Source organism: Kaistia sp. SLG-1, assembly GCF_059699055.1.
On sequence record NZ_AP048544.1, the window covers coordinates 20,001 to 37,405 of the forward strand.

Consider the following 17,405-nt stretch of genomic DNA (forward strand, 5'->3'; position numbering starts at 1 on the left):
CCAACCAAATTGGCGACGCGAGACTTGCCGTCGCGATCAAGGTGCGGTCGTCCTGAGGACAGGCGGCATAGGCTTGCCGCGGTACTTCATTCATCAGTGACCGACTCCGAGCGCGTCACCTGAAACAAGAAGCCCTCACCTTGCCCTCTCCCGCGTGCGGAAGACGGTTTGGGTCGGCGCCCCAAGAAAGCTCGGCCACAAGCGCAGGCAATCTCCTTCCCAACTGCCGGAGGCGGTTGGGCAGGTCCGCGAAGGGAAGAGACAACAAGGTCGGTCCCTCGTGCCGACAACAAGCCCCCCACCCTACCCTCTCCCGCGAGCGGGAGAGGGTTTGGGCCTGTGCCCTTCATCGATCTAAGGCGCGACGACAGACGAGCTCGTTGCCTCCCGGGCGTTTCTCGACGTGCAGGACACTGAGCGCCCGTCTCTGACGCCTCACCGGCTCGTGCGTATTCCGGGAAAGTTGCCGGAACGGCGAGCTGCCCGATCCTCCACGACCGAATGGGTCACAAACCCGCGGGCAATGCGGAGTCCGGAAGGCGGGCCCCGCCGCGATCGCTCGGCACGAGGCGGCCTTCCAGCCCGCACAAACGAAAACGGCGGCCCGAGGGCCGCCGTTTTGTCTAGGGAAGCGAAAGCCAGAAGGCTCGCTCTTCATGGTGGGTCGCGACTTGCGGCGCGAAGGCGCCCTAGCGCTCCATGAAGATTTCGCGCTTTCCGGCGTGGTTGGCCGGGCCGACGATGCCTTCCTGCTCCATCCGCTCCATGATCGAGGCGGCGCGGTTGTAGCCGACCTGCAGGCGGCGCTGGATATAAGAGGTCGACGCCTTGCGGTCGCGCAGCACGACGGCCACGGCCTGCTCATAGGCGTCGCCGCCGCCTTCCTCGGCCATCGCGGTCTTGTCGAACACGGCGACATCTTCCTCGGCAGGCGCGGTAACTTCCGCCTCTTCCTCGTCGCCGGCGGTGACGGCGTCGAGATATTCGGGCCGGCCCTGGCGCTTCAGGTGGGCTACGACCTGCTCGACCTCGTGATCGCTGACGAAGGGACCGTGCACGCGCTGGATGCGCCCGCCGCCGGCCATGAACAGCATATCGCCCTGGCCGAGCAGCTGCTCGGCACCCATCTCGCCCAGAATCGTGCGGCTGTCGATCTTCGACGTCACCTGGAAGGAGATGCGGGTCGGGAAGTTGGCCTTGATCGTGCCGGTGATGACGTCGACCGACGGGCGCTGCGTCGCCATGACCAGATGGATGCCGGCGGCGCGGGCCATCTGGGCGAGCCGCTGCACGGCGCTTTCGATGTCCTTGCCGGCGACCATCATCAGGTCGGCCATCTCGTCGATGATGACGACGATGTAGGGCAGGTTCGAGAGGTCCATGACCTCCTCTTCCTGCATCATCTCGCCGGTGGCGCGGTCGAAGCCGGTCTGGATCGTGCGGGTGATGACCTCGCCGCGGGCGCGCGCCTCGGCGACCCGCACATTGAAGCCGTCGATGTTGCGCACGCCGAGGCGCGACATCTTCTTGTAGCGCTCCTCCATCTCGCGCACCGCCCATTTCAGCGCGGTGACCGCCTTCTTCGGATCGGTGACGACCGGAGTGAGCAGATGCGGGATGCCCTCATAGACGGAGAGCTCCAGCATCTTCGGGTCGATCATGATCAGGCGGCACTCTTCCGGGCGGTGCCGGTAGAGCAGCGACAAGATCATGGTGTTGATGGCGACCGACTTGCCGGAGCCGGTGGTGCCGGCGACCAGCAGGTGCGGCATGCGGGCCAAATCGGCGATCACCGGCTCGCCGCCGATGGTCTTGCCGAGGCAGAGGCCGAGCTTGGCCTTGGCCTCCGCGAAGGCCTCGCTCGCCATCAGCTCGCGCAGCCAGACGGTCTCGCGGGTCTGGTTCGGCAGCTCGATGCCGATGACGTTGCGGCCCTCGACCACGGCGACGCGCGCCGACACCGCGCTCATCGAGCGAGCGATATCGCCGGAGAGGCCGATGACGCGGGACGACTTGGTGCCGGGCGCCGGCTCCAGCTCGTAGAGCGTGACCACCGGGCCGGGATTGGCGTCGATGATCTCGCCGCGAATGCCGAAGTCGCGCAGCGTCTGCTGCAGGAAGTTCGAGTTCTGGTCGAGATATTCGGCCGAGAGCTCGAAGGGCGGCTCGGAGACCGGCGGCTCGGCCAGAAGGTCGAGCGGCGGCAGTTCATATTCGCCGGTATGGAAGCTGACGACCGTCTCGGCGCGAACGGGAGCGGCTTCCGGGACGAGCGTGAGGGCAGCCGGCGCGACCTCGGGCCTGGCCTCGGCGACCGGTTCCGCGGCGACGGGCGCGGCCGCAGCCTCGAAGGCGCTTTCGCGCCGCAGGCGGCGGGAATTTCGCGAGCGGGCGCTGAGGCTCTGGACCGGCGTCACCCAGATCGGCCATTCGAACCAGACCTGGATCGAAGCCTGGACGTGACCCGGCAGCAGCGTTTCCGGCGCGCGCAGCGCCGGCGGCACCAGGCTTGGAGCCGGGACGACGACAGCTACCGAAGCGGGCGCCACAGCAGCGGGTTCGGCGGGAGCGGGCTGCGTCGGCGCTGAGGCGACCGGCGCCGTGGCGACCGGCTCGGCCGGACGCACGGGACGGGTGACGCGAGGGGCCTGCGCCACCGGCGCTTCCGGCAAGCCGATGGCATGCGCGGGCGGAACCGCGCGGCCGACCTGGATCAGGCGCTCGAGACGACGGATGTTGGAAGGCCGTGCCGCCTCGACGATCTCGGCCTGGCGATCGAGCTGCGGCTCGGGAGCGGCCGGCGCTTCGGCCACTTCGGCGACCGGAGCGGGCTCCGGCGTGGAAACCACATGCGGCGGCACCATCGAGGGAACGACGGGGCTGGCGTTGCGCACAACCGGCGGGGCGACGGGCGGAACGGTCGCAACCGGCGCGGCCTTGGCCGAAACCGGCAGGACCGGCGCGGGAGCCGCCGTCACCAGCGCGGCGGGCGCGGCGGCAACGGGCGTCTGGACGGAAGCAGCCGGCACGGACGGGGCAGACGAGGTCTGAACGGCGGGAACGGGCTGTTCCGCCGCCTCGCTGACGACCTCGGCGGCATCGGCCGGAAGATCGGCGTCGCCGGCCTCACCGCCCGCATTGCGCGGACGGCGCAGATAGTCGGGCGTGCGGGTGAAGCGGGCGTTCATCCCGGCCGTGAAGGGCTGCAGCCAGGTCGGCAGCGGCTCGCCATCCGGCCCGACCATCGGCGCCTCGGGCGCGGCCGCCGGGGCCGCGGGACGCGATGGATTGGGATGATGCAGTGCCTCCCGTTCGCGCGACGGGCGCGCCGCGGGCTCGGCGGAATGGAGGGAAGTATATTGGGGAGGCCGATTGGAAGAACGCATGTTTGTCGCTGACCCTGGTACGCGGTCTGGCCGACCGTTGCTGGTCGTTCAGGCATACGAAGAACAGCGTTAACGAATGGTTTGAACGATCCGTCCAATCCACCATTCGACCCTCCTGTTGCAGCGAGCCCACAGCGGCGGCGCGAGCGCCGGATCGCGCCCTGCCCCGCCGAAACGGCCGGTTCCCGCGCCGAGACGACCGCGCCGGCCACGGCAACGAAGCCGCGCTGTCGCAGGACGCGATCGAGATCCTTGCGCGGCCGCTGCCGGGTCGTCATTCTAGGATGCGGCACGCTATGGTTGCAGGCGCGCCGGACGGGACGGATGTGCCGGGCAGGTCGGCATGCCGGACGATGAAGGAGACGCCCTTGACCATCGTGAAGCCGGAATATGTCGGGGACGGCGGCGTCGCCACCGTCTCCTATTTTGCGCCGGACGCGCCGACCCGTTTCACGGATTCGCTCCATCGCACCGGCTTCGCCGTCATCCGCGACCATCCGGTGCCGCGGGATCTCGTCGAGACGATCCATGCCGAATGGCTCGCCTTCTTCGAAAAGGAAGCGAAGCACGCCTACGCCTTCGATCGCGAGACGCAGGACGGCTATTTCTCGACCGCCGTCTCGGAGACCGCCAAGGGCAACGACAAGCGCGACTTGAAGGAATTCTTCCACATCTTCCCCGGCGGCCGCTATCCGGCGGAGGTTTCCGACGCGGCGCGGCGCTATTTCGCGATCGCCGGCGACTTTGCCGGCGAACTGCTTTCCTGGGTCGAGGCGAACACGCCGGAAGACGTCCGCGCGCGCTTCGCCATGCCGCTCGCCTCGATGATCCGCGAGAGCCCGGCAACCCTGCTGCGCGTGCTGCGCTATCCGCCGCTGACCGGCAAGGAAGAGCCGGGCGCCGTCCGCGCCGCCGCGCATGAGGACATCAATCTGCTGACCGTCCTGCCCGCCTCGAACGAGCGCGGGCTGCAGCTCCTGACCCGGAGCGGCGCGTGGACCGACGTGCCGACCGATTTCGGCTCGCTCGTGGTCAATGTCGGCGACATGCTGCAGGAGGCATCGGGCGGCTACTACAGCTCGACGACGCATCGGGTTGTCAATCCGTCCGGCGAGGCGGCGCGCCGGTCCCGGATCGCGCTGCCGTTGTTCCTGCAGCCGCGCCCCGAGGTGAAGCTGTCGGAGCGCCATACGGCCGGGAGCTACATGGACGAGAGGCTGCGCCAGCTCGGCGTCAAATAGGCCCCTCCCCCGATCAGGGCGCCGCGGGGGCCCGGCGGAGCAGCAGCAGCACCCGCCGGCCGCCCGCCTCGTCCGCCACCCAATCGAGCCGGCCGGACTGCGGGAACGAACCGAGCAGCCCGAATTGCTCGGCGGCCGACAATTCCGGATCCCGCAGCAGCGTCGCCAGGCCCAGCGGCCGGCTGACCCGTTCGTCCGACAGCGAGCCGAGCAGGATCCGGTCGCGGCGATCGGCCGATTCGGCTGAGACCGTCGTCGGCCAGAAGCGCAGCACCAGCCGATGGTCGGCATCGACCGGCCGCACCATCGTCAGCACGGCGAAACGCCCGGCATGCGTCTGCGGCAGTGGCGGCAATCCGTCGAGGGGCGCATCCGGCGACAGGAATTTGGCGAACCCGCCGACACCGCCGGAGGGCGCGATCTGCCAGCCGGCATCGGTCAGCGCCTCGCGCAGCGCCTCGACGCCGGCATCCGACTGCAGCGTCAGCGCGCCGCCTTCGGAACCGTCGAGCTCCCAGCGATCGGCCGGGAAAGTGGCCCAGTCGCCGAGACGCCAATGCGCCGCGTCGAGGCTCGTCTCGACGACGCGCGGCCGGTAGGCGTCGACCGCCCTGGAATAGTTCGTCGCGACCCGCAGGCCGCCGGCGACCAGGAGCGCGGCAAGCACGACGCCGACGAAGCGGAACGGCCGCATCGCCTGCAGGTCGAGCCGGCGGAAGACGAGCGCATAGATCGCCGAGAGCGCCGAGCCGAGCGCGAGGCCCGCCAGCACGTCGGAGGGCCAATGCGCCGCCAGATAGATGCGCGACGCGGCGATCGCCGTGATCAGCACGCCCGCGAGCGCGAAGCCGGCCACCTTCCAGCGGAACGGCGCATTGTGGGTCGCAAGCCACGCGGCCGAGGCATAGAGCGCGGCGGCCGAGGTGGCGTGGCCGCTCGGAAAGCTGAAGGCATCGGCGCCGGTATAGATGTCGATCGGGCGGGGAATGACGAAGACGCCCTTCATCAGCGGCACCGACAGCGCCGCCAGCCCCATGGTCAGGACGAGGCCGACCGCCAGGCTGACCTGCCGGCGCAGGAGCAGCCAGACGACGATCGCCAGCAGGACTGCCGTGATCACCACGCCGTCGCCGAGGCTGGTGATGGCGATCATCACCCTGTCGAGCCCGGGCGTCCGCCAGCCCTGCACCAGCGTGCTCACCGCCGTATCCATGCGGGTGATCTGCTCGCGCATGAGGACGTCCTCGGCCAGCGACACGAACGCCACCGCGAGCGCGATCACCGCCGCGCCCATGACGATCAGGGTCGAGGTGCCGGGATCATCGGGATCGAGGACGGCGACGAGAACGCGGTCGAAGGCGGTATCGCGCCGCTTGGCAAGCCGGATGAGGCGGCGATAGCGCCGGCCGAGGCCGGGCAGCATCCAGCGCCAGGCGATGTAGCCGAGCCAGATGGCGAAGCCGATCAGGATGAGCGCCCCGACGAGCATCGCCACCAGCCGGCCGGCGATCGAGCCGAGCACGCCGAGCGCGAGGCCCATGCCGGCGCCGGGCAGGATATGCGCCGGCGCCCAGACGAGGGCGGAAAGGACATTGACGAGAAAGAAGCGCGCCGGCGGCATGCCGACGACGCCGGCGACGAGCGGGATGACCGCCCGCACACCGGGCACGAAACGGCCGATCGCCACGCTCAGCGTGCCGAAGCGGGCAAAGAACGCCTCGCCCCGGGCGAACAGCTCCGGCCGCTCGCGCAACGGCCAGGTCGAGCGGATCCGGTCCTTGTAGCGATGGCCGATCCAGTAGGAGATGCCGTCGCCGGCGATCGCGCCGAGCGTCGCCCAGAGCAGGATCGGCCAGAGCGACAATTCGCCGAGGCCGACGACCGCGCCGACCCCGATCAGGATCGCCGTGCCGGGCACGAACATGCCGATAACGGCGATCGCCTCCGCCATGGCGCAGAAGAAGACCAGGGCCGCCGCCCAGTGCGGATGCCCGGCGACGAGCTGGATGAGGGTCTGCAACCAGTCGTCCATGGCCCAAGACTAGCCCCGGACGAGAGCCTGGAAAACCCTCGCCGTCATCAGACGGCCTCGGCTTCGCCGACCTGGAGCACCGTCAGGCGCTTCAATTCGCCGTTGCGGGTTTCCCAGCTGATCGATTCGCCGACGCCGACGCCGATCAGCGCCGCCCCGATCGGGGTCAGGACGGAGATCCGGCCTTGGCCGATATCGGCCTGCTCCGGATAGACGAGCGTGACCTTGCGCACCATGCCGGCGGTATCGTCGCGGTACTCGACCTCGTGGCCCATCCGGACGAAGGGATGCGAGCGCTTGGCGTCGGCGACGACGCGAGCGCGGTCGAGTTCCTCGTTGAGGACCTCCGCCACGTCGGGATGAGAATGCGTGGCCGCCCGCGCCAGCGTCGAAAGCCGCTCGTGATCGGCCGCCAGAATGGTGATCCGGGGCCTGAGGCGGCCGGGGCTGCGGGTGGTCATGGTCGTCGTCTCCACTATGGGACCGCTGCGCCTGGCTTGAAGCGGCGAGGATCCCGAAATGATCTTCCATCGCCGCCTTCCGTTTGGGAAGGGCCGGCGAGGTTCGAGAAGCATCTGCCCCGCAATTCGCCGCGAAAGCGGCTGTTGCGGGCGAGTGCCTGAGGCAAGGGCATCCTGTCGAGGCGCGGGCGCGCGAACGGAATCAGGGCTGGCTTGGCGAAGGGTTTTGAAATGTCATGCTGGCAAGAACCCCGTGTCCGGGGCGAACGCGCGCGCCGAACCCGGGGCTAGTGTCCCGCGATCAGAAGACCCGCATGGAGCAGGGAACGGCGAAAGGGCGAATGGATCAACATGGTCCGTCCAGACATAAGCACACTGGCGCGAAAGTCAAACCAACGCGCCTGCGCGCCGACCCGACCGTCCGAAAACGTCACACGTGAAACAGTCGCCGCTTGCCCTACCCGCGACGGTCCGGCGCAAACGGGGCGATGTCGACGTCGGGGCGCTTGTCGGAGATCTGGTCGGCGAGCGCCTTGCCGGAGCCGCAGGCCATGGTCCAGCCGAGCGTGCCGTGGCCGCTGTTCAGATAGAGATTGGCATAGCGGCAGAAACCGAGGCGGGGCGGCCCGTCCGGCGTCACCGGGCGCAGCCCCGACCAGCGCTCGGCCGCGGCGATCGCCGCCTCTGGCACCTTGGGGAACAGCATCCGGAGCGAGGCGATCAGCCCCTCATAGCGCTTCTCCGGCCGGGTGAAGTCGTAGCCGGCGAGCTCCGCCGTGCCGCCGACGCGGATGCGGTTCTCCAGATTGGTGTGGCCGACCTTCATCGTCTCGTCCGAGACGGTGCTGACCGGCCCGACGGCGTCCGAATCCGCCGAGATCGTCAGCGAATAGCCCTTCACCGGATAGATCGACACCGGAATGCCATGCGGCTCGAGCAGGCCCTTCGACCAGACGCCGAGCGCCACCACGACCGCCTCCGCCTCGATCGTCTCGCCGCCGGCGACGACGCCGATCACCTTGTCCCGCTCGATGACGAGCTTTTCCGCCGCGCGGCCATAGAGGAAGGTCACGCCGCGCGCCGCGCAGGCCTGGGCCAGCGCCTGGGTGAACAGGAAGCAGTCGCCGGTCTGGTCGGTCTCGAGCAGCACGCCGCCGATGACGCCGCTGGTCGGGTCGATGTTGGGCTCGAAGGCGAGCAGATCGTCGCGGCCGAGGCTCCGGTGCGGCACGCCGAGCTCGTCGAGCACGGCCAAGTCGCGCTTGTAGCCCTCGGCCTGCGCCGCCTCGCGGAAGGCGACGATCAGGCCCTTCTGCCGGCCGGCATAGTTGATGCCGATCTCGGCGCGCAGCTGGTCCGAGCAGTCGCGCGAATATTCGGCGAGCCGCACCATGTTGCGCTTCGAGGTCACATATTGCTCGACGCTGGAGGCGCGCCACATCCGCCAGAGGAACTGGCTCATGGCGAAATCCGGCATGCGGCTGACGATCAGCGGCGCATGCTTGGCGAAGATCCACGACGCCGCCTTGCCGATCAGGCCGGGAAAGGCCCAGGGCGACGACAGCGCCGGCGAGATCTGCGCCGCATTGGCATAGCTGGTGCCGTGCCCGGCCGCGGTGTTCTTCTCGATCACCGTCACCCGGTGGCCGGCCTCGGCCAGATACCAGGCCGTCGTCACGCCGATCACCCCGGCCCCAAGCACGACAATATGCATGACTTCCCCTCGCTCCGATTCGCGCCGCCAGGCGACGCGCCCCCCGGCCCGTTCAATCGGAACTCGCAGCGGCGATCAAGCGCCGACCACGCCGCGGCCCTACGAGGCCCCCCCCGCCGGCGGCTCGCCGCCCTCGTGCAGCACGATGCGGTCGCGCCCTTCGGCCTTCGCCCGGAACAGCGCCAGGTCGGCCGCCTTGACCAGATCGTCCGGCGTCACCGTTTCCTGCGGCATGATCGTCGCCACGCCGACGCTGACGCTGACCCGTCCGTCGCCATGCGGAATATCGAGCTCGCGCACGCCCCGGACCAGCCGCTCCGCCACATGCTGCGCCCCGGCGGGCGTGACGTCGGTGAGGACGATGACGAATTCCTCGCCGCCATAGCGCGCCGCGAGGTCGGTCGACCGGCTGGCGCTCGTCTGCAGCACCTGCGACACCCGCTTCAGGACGTCGTCACCGGCGAGATGGCCATAGGCGTCGTTGTAGCGCTTGAAATGATCGACATCGATCATCAGCACCGAGACCGCCGTCTGCGTCCGCAGTCCGCGCTTCCATTCGGCGCCGAGATATTCGTCGAAATAGCGGCGGTTGCCGAGGCCGGTCAGTCCGTCGATCCGGGTCAGCCGCTCGAGCTCGAGATTGACGCGCATCAGCTGGCGCTGGCTTTCGCGCAGTGCCCGATAGGCCTCGTCGCGCTGGACGTGATCGAGATAGGCGCGGGTGTGGTAGCGGATGCGGGCGATCAGCTCGACCCGGTCCGGCAGCTTGACCAGATAGTCGTTGGCGCCGGCCTGGAAGGCCTCGCTCTTGATGGCCGGATCGTCCTTGGCCGACAGGACGATGACGGGAACCGAATGCGTCGCGTTGACGCGACGGTAGTGGCGCACCAGCTCCATGCCGTCGATTCCGGGCATGACCAGATCCTGCAGGATGACGGTCGGCTTGACGCGCTCGGCGACGGTCAGCGCGTCCATCGGATCGGTGCAATAGTGGAAATCCATGTCGGGCTGGTTGGCGAGCATGCGCCGCACCGCTTCGCAGATCATCACCTGGTCGTCGACCAGCAGCACCATCGACAGATATTTGTCGGCCGGCACCGGTGTCGGCAAATCCGGCGATCCCGGATCCTTCGGGTTCAAATCCTGTTCACCCTTCATGGGATGGCCTTTTCAAACTTGGGCGCGAAGACACGCGTCGACGAGGCGCGACGCGATCGAATCGAGCGGAAGGATTTCCGCGGCGGCGCCCAGCTCGGCCGCCGCCTTCGGCATGCCGTAGACCGCGCTGGTGGCGCGATCCTGGGCGATGGTGAGATGTTGCCGCTCGCGCAGCGTCTTGAGCCCGGTGGCGCCGTCGCGGCCCATGCCGGTCAGGAGGACCCCGACCAGATCGTCCTGCCACCAGCGCGCGGCGCTCTCGAAGAAGACGTCGATGGACGGACGATAGATATGCTGTCGCGGCTCCGCCGCATAGCCGAGCTCGCGGCTCGACTTGAAGACGAGATGATCGCTCGTCGACGCCACCAGCACCGTGCCCGGCGCCGGCCTGTCCCCCTCGATCGCCGCGCGGACCGAAAGCGCCGTGTGCCTGCCGAGCCAATCGGCCAGCCCGGCGACGAACTGCTCGTCGAGATGCTGCACGAGGACGATCGCCGCCGGAAAATCACCGGGCAGCTTGCCAAGCACGGCCGCGACGGCCGCGGGTCCGCCGGCCGACGCGCCGATGGCGACGAGGCTCGACGCTGGCGCGCCGGTTGCGGGCGGGCTCTTCCGGGCGGCCGGGCGGGTGGGAACGTCGCGAACCAGCTTGCCGATCGTGGCGATCCGGGCGAGCAGCACCGAGGCATTTTCCGCCCCGTCGCCGCGCGGGCCTGCCTGCGGCATGTCGACGGCGTCGAGGGCGCCATGGCCCATTGCCTCGTAGACGCCTGGCACATTGTGCTCGACGCTGGCCGTGACCAGCAGGATCGGACAGGGCGTCGCCTGCATGATCCGCCGCGTCGCCTCGACGCCGTCCATGACCGGCATGGTCAGATCCATCAGCAGCAGGTCCGGCAGGTCGCGCAGGCACATTGCCACCGCCTGCGCCCCGTCCATCGCGATCCAGGCGAGCTGGTGCTCCGCCGTCGAGACGAGGATGCGCCGCAGAAGCTCGACGGCGATCGGCATGTCGTTGACGATGCCGATCCTCATTCGGCGGCCTCCCCGATCAGGTCCACGACGGCATGCAGAAGCGTCTCGTCGTGGAAGCTGCCCTTGGTCAGATAATAGTCCGCCCCGGCGTCGAGGCCGCGCGCCCGGTCTTCTTCCCGGTCTTTGTAGGAGACAATCATCACCGGCAGGTTCCGCAAGCGGGCATCCTTCTTGATCAGCGTGACCAGTTCAATGCCGTCCATGCGCGGCATGTCGATATCGGTCACCACCAGGTCAAACGGATCGGAGCGGACCGCGTTCCAGCCGTCCATGCCGTCGACGGCGACCTCGACCTCATAGCCGTGATAGTCGAGCAGCTTGCGCTCGAGCTCGCGCACGGTGAGCGAATCGTCGACCACCAGGATGCGCTTCCGCCGCCGCGCGGCGGCGCCGGCGCTGCGCCGCTCCAGCGTGCGGAGCCCGCCCGATGCGGCCAGCCGCTCGGCCGAGCGCACCATGTCGGCGACATCGAGGATCAGCACCGGCGAGCCGTCGTCCATCAGCGCGGCGGCGCTGATGTCCTGCACCTTGGCGAGACGCGGATCGAGCGTGCGCACCACCAGCTCGCGCTCGCCGAGGAAGCGGTCGACGATCAGGCCGTAGGCCTCGCCGCGATCGCCGATCACGACGACGGCGAGTTCGCCCGAATCGAGCTTCGGCTCGCCGCGGCCGAGCACCTCATGCGTCGTCAAAAGGCCGAGCTGGCGCTCGTCGAGGCGGAAATGCGGCCGGCCCTCCAGCAGCTCGATGTTCTCCCGCGCCAGCGACAGCGTGCGGATGATGCCCGTCAGCGGGAAGGCGTAGGGCTCGCCGTCGACCTCGACCAGCAGCGTCCGCATCACTGACAGCGTCAGCGGCAATTGCAGCAGGAACTCGGTGCCGGAGCCCCGCTCCGACGTAACGCTGACCAGGCCGCGCACCTGCTTCGCCATCGCCTGCACGGCATCGAGGCCAACGCCGCGACCAGAAATATGGCTGACCGATCCCTTCATCGAGAAGCCGGGCAGGAACAGGAATTCCAGGAGCTCGGCCTCGCTGAGATGGGCCGCCGTCGCCTCCGTCGTCAGCTGGCGAGCGAGGATGGCGGCGCGCAGCGCCTCGAGATCGATGCCCCGGCCGTCATCGGCGACGCGGATCTGCAGCAGGCCAGCCTTGTGCCAGGCCTCGACGCGGACGACGGCCTCGGCCGGCTTGCCGGCGGCGAGGCGCTCCTCCGGCGTCTCGATGCCGTGGTCGACGGCGTTGCGGAGCAGATGGCCGAGCGGCGCGTCGAGCTGCTCGAGGATGTCGCGATCGATGCTGGTCGAACCGCCGACGATTTCGAGGCGCACCGGCTTGCCGAGGCTGCGGCCGAGATCCCGTACGCTACGCGAAAAATGCCGGACGCCGTCCTCGAACGGGCGCATGCGGCTCGCCAGCGTCTCGTCATAGAGACGGTTGGCGAGATCGGTAGCGCGGCGGTCGATCAGTTCGAGCTCGCCGAGGCGGGCGACGAGGAATTCGTGGCTCTGCACCATGTGCCGCTGCGCCTCCTCGAAGGCGAGCGTCACCTTGTCGCCGGCCGTAGCCGGCAGCGCCGCGCGCAGCTGCTCGAAGGCGCGCGCCGTGTTGGTCTGCAGGCGCTTCAGCCGCAGCAGCTCGTCGTGGAAGGGCCGCAGTCGGCGGGCCTCCATCAGCGATTCGCCGGCGAGGCCGAGCAGACGGTTCAGGCTCTCCGCCGTGACGCGGACCATGCTGTCGCCGGACGCGTTCGAGGCGACGGGCTCGGGCGTCTCGGCGCGGGTAGCCACCGGCGGTTTCGGCTCCGGTGCAGGCGCCTGGACCTCGACAGGGACAGGGGCGGGCTTTGCCGCCACCGGATGCGAGGCCGCCTCCAGCGTCGTGAGAAAAGCAGCGATTTCGCCGGCAAAACGGTCAGGGTCGCTGCCGTCTTCCTCGCTGCCGGCCGCGATGACGGCCAGGAGATCGACACCCCGGAGCAACGCGTCGATGTGATCGCGGCTGAGGGTCAAGCGGCCCTTCTGCGCAGCGACGAGGGTTTCCTCCATCGCATGCGCCACCTCGACGGCGGCGACGAGATCGATGATCCGCGCCGCGCCCTTCAGCGAATGGGCGGCGCGCATGCAGGCTTCGAGATGATCGGCGGCGACGGGATCGCGCTCCAGCGCCAAGAGGCCCGCCGTCAGCGCCTCGGACTGCGTCGCGAGCTCGGCCCGGAACAGGTCGAGCATGGAAAACTGGCTGAAATCCTCGCCGCTCATGCGATGTTCCGATCGATCGCGTCGAGAAGCCGGGTTTCGTCCAGCAGCCCGACCGTCCGCCCCTGCCAGTTGAGCACGGCGGTGGTGAAGGAGGAGACCGCCTGCCCGACCGTTCCCGGCACGGGCGAGAGCGCGCTCCGCTCATAGCGATGGATGCCGTGCACCTCGTGCACGCTGAAGGCGATCCGGCCATTGGCGCGACCGATCACCACCATGCGCTCGAAATGAAGGCTGCGGTCGCGGCGTTCGACCGCGACGTCCTTGTCGATGCCGAGCAGCGTCGCGAACGAGACGCAGACCAGAAGCTCGCCCCGCACATTGGCGATGCCGCGCACGACGCCGTTGCGCCGATGCGGCAGCGTGTGGACCCGACGCGGCTCGGCCACCTCCTCGAATACGGCGGTCGACAGCGCCAGCCATTCCTCGCCGATGCGGAAGATCACGGCGGCGGCGCGCTCCTCTTCGACATTGGTATCGATCGGCTTCTCGCTGGCGAAATGCAGCGCCCATTCGGCGCGGTATTCCGGCGGCAGCGGCCGGTCGAGCAGCCCGCGCGCGATCTCCGCATAGGCCTCGCGGTCCCGGCCGCGCGGCGCGGCGACGGCCTCGACCGCTTCGACTGTCGTCGTCCGGCTCTCGTCCGACATCAGCTACCGCTCCTCTTCGACATCCGGGCCAGCCGGTCGTTCAGTGTCTTGGCGCCGGCGCCGTCGCCCCGGCGTTGCAGCAGCAGGGCGAGATGCGCCAGCGCCTCGCGATGCTCGGGCGCGAGATAGAGCGCCTTGCGATAGTTCTGGATCGCCTCATCGGTCGCACCATCGGCATCGAGGACGAGGCCGAGCCGATAGAACGCCTCGGCGGAGGCGCCGAATTCGCTCAAATGGGCGCGGGCCGCCTCCAGCGCCTGCGCCAGCTGGCCGGCATTGGCGGCGCGCTCGATGGCGGCGAGGCTTTCGCCGGCCCGGTCGGGCGGCGGCAATTCCGAGGTCACGGTACGCGCCGGACCCGGCTTGGCCTGGGTCGGGCGCGGCTTCGCCGACACGACCGCAAGCCTGGCCGTCCCAGCCGGAGCTGGCGGCGGGGGCGCAGCACGCCGCGCCGGAACCGCCGGCTTGCCGGCCTCTTCCCGCTTCAGGCTGAAGGCGAACGCCATCGGCAGTCGGGCCGACACGAAGCCGCAGGCGATCGGCAACGCCGATTCGGCCGGGCCGACCAGCAGCAGCCCGTCCGGCGCGAGCACGGATTTGAGGCAATCGAGGGCGCGGTCCTGCGTCGGCCGGTCGAAGTAGATCAGAAGGTTGCGGCAGAAGACGATGTCGAAGCGTCCGCCCTCCCGCTCCGCGTCGAGATCGAACAAATTGGCGCGCCGGAAGCGGACGCAATCGCGCACGGCCCGACGCGGCCGGTACTCGCCGTCGACCGCCTCGAAATGGCGATCGCGGAAGCCAAGGTCGCGGCCGCGAAACGAATTGCGGCCATAGAGCGCCCGCTCCGCCGCGGCGATGTTGTGCTGGCTGACGTCGCGCGCCTCGATCTGGAACGCGTCGGCCGGGAAGCCGGCGTCGAGCATCGCCATCGCCATCGAATAGGGCTCCTCGCCCGTCGAGCAGGGAAGGCTCAGCAGACGGAACGGCTGGCGGCTGCGTGGCAGCGTCCGGAGATGCTGCACCACCGCGGCGAAGGCGCCCTCGTCGCGAAAGAACCAGGTCTCCGGCACGATCGTCGCGTCGACCAGCGCCTGCCGTTCGGCCGCCGACGCGTTCAGAACGGACCAGTAGACCCGCAGATCATCGAGGCCGAGCGCGGTCATCCGCTCCTTGAGCGCATGTCGGATGACCGAGGCGCCGACCGCCTCGCTGCTCAGGCCGATCTCGTCCTTCAGGAACTGTTCGATCACCTCCTGCATCAGGCGCTCGCATCGAGCTGGCGGAACAGGATGTCGCGAAGCTCCGGCGACAGCAGCGCCTCGGCTCGCACCAGCTGGATCAGGCCGATCGAGTCGGAGGCGACGGGGCCGAGATAGGCGGGCATGCCGGCCTCGACGCCCGACGGCACGAAATCGGCGGGATCGCGCGACACGGTCTCGATGACGCGCTCGGCGACGAGGCCGAGCCGCCGCGTCTCGCCTTCGCCGACGGGATAGCGGATCAGGATGATGCGCGTGCTGAGCACCGCCGCTGACGGACGGCCGAGCGCCAAGAGGCTCAGATCGATCAGCGGCACCGGGCCGCCGCGATAGTTGATGGCGCCGACAACGCCGGCCGGCGCGCCGGGCAGCACGGTCGGCTCGATGAAGGGCAGGACTTCCTCGACCTGCCCGACATCGAGGACATAGCGATCCCGGCCCAGGCGAAACATCAGGAACAGCATGGCGCGGTCCTCCCGTTCGAACCGCGTCAGGCGCGCAGCTTGAACCGCGTGATGCTGTTGCGAAGGCCGCTCGATACCTGGTTGAGCTCGTCGATCGCGAGCGACGATTGCTGCAGCGATTCGACCGTCTGCTGCGCCGCCTCGCTCAATTGCGAGAGCGCGTCGCTGATCTGGCCGGCGCCGGTCGCCTGCGCCTGCATGCCCTCGTTCGCGATCTCGAAGCGCGGCACCAGGCCCTGCACCTGCTCGATGATCTCCGACAGCTGGCCGCCGACCTGCTGCACCTCGGTCATGCCGCGACGCACTTCCTCGGAGAATTTGTCCATGCCCATGACGCCGGCGGCGACGGCGGACTGGATGTCCTTCACCATCTGCTCGATGTCGTAGGTCGAGACGGCGGTCTGGTCGGCGAGGCGGCGGATCTCGGTGGCGACGACGGCGAAGCCGCGGCCGTACTGGCCGGCCTTTTCCGCCTCGATGGCGGCGTTGAGCGAAAGCAGGTTGGTCTGGTCGGCGACCTTGGTGATGGTGGTCACCACCTGGTTGATGTTGCCGGCCTTCTCGCTGAGGATCGCCAGCTTGGCGTTGATGGCGCCGGCCGCCTCCATGACATGGCGCATGGTCGCCTCCATGCGCGACAGGCCGGCCTGGCCGCCGCCCGCGAGCGACGCGGTCTGCTCGGCGACCGTCGACACTTCGTTCATGGTGCGGACAAGTTCATTGGAGGTGGCGGAGATCTCCTTTGCCGTGGCGCCGATCTCGGTCGTCGTCGTCGCGATCTCGTTGGCCGTCGCCTGCTGCTGCTTCGACGTCGCGGCGACCTCGGTGATCGAGGTGTTGACCTGGATGCCGGACTTCTGCACCTGGCCGATCAGGGTCGTCAGGTCGTCGGCCATGCCGTTGAAACCATCGGCGAGCGTCGAGAACTCGTCGCGGCGAGCCAGCGCCAGGCGCTGGCTGAAATCGCCCCTGCGCATCACGGCGACGGCGTCGACGAGGTGGGCGAGCGGTCCCATGATGGCGCGGAACAGCCAGTAGGCGAGCAGCACCGACAGCACCAGCGCCGCGACGAAGCTGGCGATCAGCGCCAGCTTGGCCGTCTGCACATTGGCGAGGATCGCCTGCGTCGAGCGATCGCTCTCCAGCTTGTTGTAGTCGACCATGGCGCGAAGCTGGGCCTGGATGCGGTCCAGCACCGGCTCAAGCTCGGTCTTCACGACGGCGCGCTGCCGCGACGCGGACTCGACCGTGTAGCTCGCCCTCGCCATCTCGATGAGCGCGTCCTCGCGGGGGAAGAACTCCTCCGTGAGCTTGCGGATCCCGTCGAGGTTGATCCGGTCCTGCTCGGAATCGATCGTATCCTCATAGGCGACCGTCAGGCGGCGCACGAGGTCGCGATTGGTCTGGATCGCCGTGATGGCGCTCTGGCGCGCCGCGTCCGTGTCGGCCAGCGCCAGGTCCTGCACCAGGTTCTGCGTGTCGGTCCAGCCGGCCATCATCTCCATGCTGGTGACGAGGCCCGGCACCGTCTTGGTCTCGACGGAGAGCGCCTCGCTCTCGGTGCGGATCAGCGAGGCGAAGGTCACCACCGCCATGATCGACATCACCACCAGCACCGCGGCGAAGCTGCCGAGAATGCGTTGACGAATGGTCAGATTGTTCATCGAGCGTATTCCGTCCTGCAAGCATGGCCCCGGGGCCGGGAGGTTCCCCATCGACGTCCTGGAGCCCGATCGCGTCCGAAATC

Annotated in this window: 12 protein-coding genes; 1 reads left to right on the forward strand and 11 read right to left on the reverse strand. The window is 68.9% G+C overall.

Translation table 11 applies throughout. From position 1 onward, the window contains the following. Window positions 1-689: 689 nt before the first annotated feature. The gene (locus AC6HZP_RS00080) at window positions 690-3,245 is read right to left on the reverse strand and encodes a DNA translocase FtsK (protein WP_497524921.1); all 2,556 of its coding nucleotides are present in this window, start codon (window positions 3,243-3,245) and stop codon (window positions 690-692) included. Window positions 3,246-3,763: 518 nt separating this feature from the next. Between AC6HZP_RS00080 and AC6HZP_RS00085 the strand changes: the two genes are divergently transcribed. Continuing rightward, on the forward strand, window positions 3,764-4,627 hold the full coding sequence (locus AC6HZP_RS00085) for a 2OG-Fe(II) oxygenase family protein (protein WP_497526710.1): 864 nt from the start codon (window positions 3,764-3,766) through the stop codon (window positions 4,625-4,627). Between the two features lie 13 nt (window positions 4,628-4,640). Here the strand turns inward: AC6HZP_RS00085 and AC6HZP_RS00090 are convergent, their stop codons facing one another. The 10 genes from AC6HZP_RS00090 to AC6HZP_RS00135 form a co-directional block, all read right to left on the reverse strand. Then, window positions 4,641-6,647 (reverse strand): bifunctional DedA family/phosphatase PAP2 family protein, encoded by a 2,007-nt coding sequence (locus AC6HZP_RS00090; RefSeq protein ID WP_497524922.1) that lies wholly within the window; start codon window positions 6,645-6,647, stop codon window positions 4,641-4,643. Window positions 6,648-6,706: 59 nt separating this feature from the next. Next, window positions 6,707-7,120, reverse strand: a complete 414-nt coding sequence (gene rnk, locus AC6HZP_RS00095; RefSeq protein WP_201401494.1) for a nucleoside diphosphate kinase regulator — start codon at window positions 7,118-7,120, stop codon at window positions 6,707-6,709. Between the two features lie 457 nt (window positions 7,121-7,577). Beyond that, window positions 7,578-8,834, reverse strand: a complete 1,257-nt coding sequence (locus AC6HZP_RS00100; RefSeq protein ID WP_497524923.1) for a D-amino acid dehydrogenase — start codon at window positions 8,832-8,834, stop codon at window positions 7,578-7,580. Window positions 8,835-8,933: 99 nt separating this feature from the next. Further along, window positions 8,934-9,992, reverse strand: coding sequence for a GGDEF domain-containing response regulator (locus tag AC6HZP_RS00105; RefSeq protein WP_497524924.1), 1,059 nt, complete (start codon window positions 9,990-9,992; stop codon window positions 8,934-8,936). Window positions 9,993-10,004: 12 nt separating this feature from the next. Next, a complete protein-coding gene (gene cheB / locus AC6HZP_RS00110; protein WP_497524925.1) occupies window positions 10,005-11,027 on the reverse strand; it encodes a chemotaxis-specific protein-glutamate methyltransferase CheB in 1,023 nt (340 codons plus the stop codon). Next, entirely contained in the window at window positions 11,024-13,288 is a 2,265-nt protein-coding gene (locus AC6HZP_RS00115; RefSeq protein ID WP_497524926.1) for a hybrid sensor histidine kinase/response regulator, read from the reverse strand. The genes cheB and AC6HZP_RS00115 overlap by 4 nt, the downstream gene beginning before the upstream one ends. Then, complete coding sequence (locus AC6HZP_RS00120; protein WP_497524927.1) at window positions 13,285-13,935, reverse strand: chemotaxis protein CheW; 651 nt, start codon at window positions 13,933-13,935, stop codon at window positions 13,285-13,287. The genes AC6HZP_RS00115 and AC6HZP_RS00120 overlap by 4 nt, the downstream gene beginning before the upstream one ends. Continuing rightward, window positions 13,935-15,194, reverse strand: a complete 1,260-nt coding sequence (locus tag AC6HZP_RS00125; protein WP_497524928.1) for a CheR family methyltransferase — start codon at window positions 15,192-15,194, stop codon at window positions 13,935-13,937. Before AC6HZP_RS00125 ends, AC6HZP_RS00120 begins: the two co-directional genes overlap by 1 nt. Continuing rightward, entirely contained in the window at window positions 15,194-15,658 is a 465-nt protein-coding gene (locus tag AC6HZP_RS00130; RefSeq protein WP_497524929.1) for a chemotaxis protein CheW, read from the reverse strand. Before AC6HZP_RS00130 ends, AC6HZP_RS00125 begins: the two co-directional genes overlap by 1 nt. A 26-nt stretch (window positions 15,659-15,684) precedes the next feature. Continuing rightward, window positions 15,685-17,322, reverse strand: coding sequence for a methyl-accepting chemotaxis protein (locus AC6HZP_RS00135; RefSeq protein WP_497524930.1), 1,638 nt, complete (start codon window positions 17,320-17,322; stop codon window positions 15,685-15,687). Between the last annotated feature and the right edge of the window lie 83 nt (window positions 17,323-17,405).

Bases quoted from the DNA above. Each gene is read 5' to 3' on its own strand.
- rnk (WP_201401494.1), bottom strand. From the start codon at position 7,120: ATGACCACCCGCAGCCCCGGCCGCCTCAGGCCCCGGATCACCATTCTG.
- AC6HZP_RS00135 (WP_497524930.1), bottom strand. From the start codon at position 17,322: ATGAACAATCTGACCATTCGTCAACGCATTCTCGGCAGCTTCGCCGCG.
- AC6HZP_RS00125 (WP_497524928.1), bottom strand. From the start codon at position 15,194: ATGCAGGAGGTGATCGAACAGTTCCTGAAGGACGAGATCGGCCTGAGC.
- AC6HZP_RS00120 (WP_497524927.1), bottom strand. From the start codon at position 13,935: ATGTCGGACGAGAGCCGGACGACGACAGTCGAAGCGGTCGAGGCCGTC.
- AC6HZP_RS00115 (WP_497524926.1), bottom strand. From the start codon at position 13,288: ATGAGCGGCGAGGATTTCAGCCAGTTTTCCATGCTCGACCTGTTCCGG.
- AC6HZP_RS00105 (WP_497524924.1), bottom strand. From the start codon at position 9,992: ATGAAGGGTGAACAGGATTTGAACCCGAAGGATCCGGGATCGCCGGAT.
- AC6HZP_RS00080 (WP_497524921.1), bottom strand. From the start codon at position 3,245: ATGGTCGGGCCGGATGGCGAGCCGCTGCCGACCTGGCTGCAGCCCTTC.
- cheB (WP_497524925.1), bottom strand. From the start codon at position 11,027: ATGAGGATCGGCATCGTCAACGACATGCCGATCGCCGTCGAGCTTCTG.
- AC6HZP_RS00130 (WP_497524929.1), bottom strand. From the start codon at position 15,658: ATGCTGTTCCTGATGTTTCGCCTGGGCCGGGATCGCTATGTCCTCGAT.
- AC6HZP_RS00100 (WP_497524923.1), bottom strand. From the start codon at position 8,834: ATGCATATTGTCGTGCTTGGGGCCGGGGTGATCGGCGTGACGACGGCC.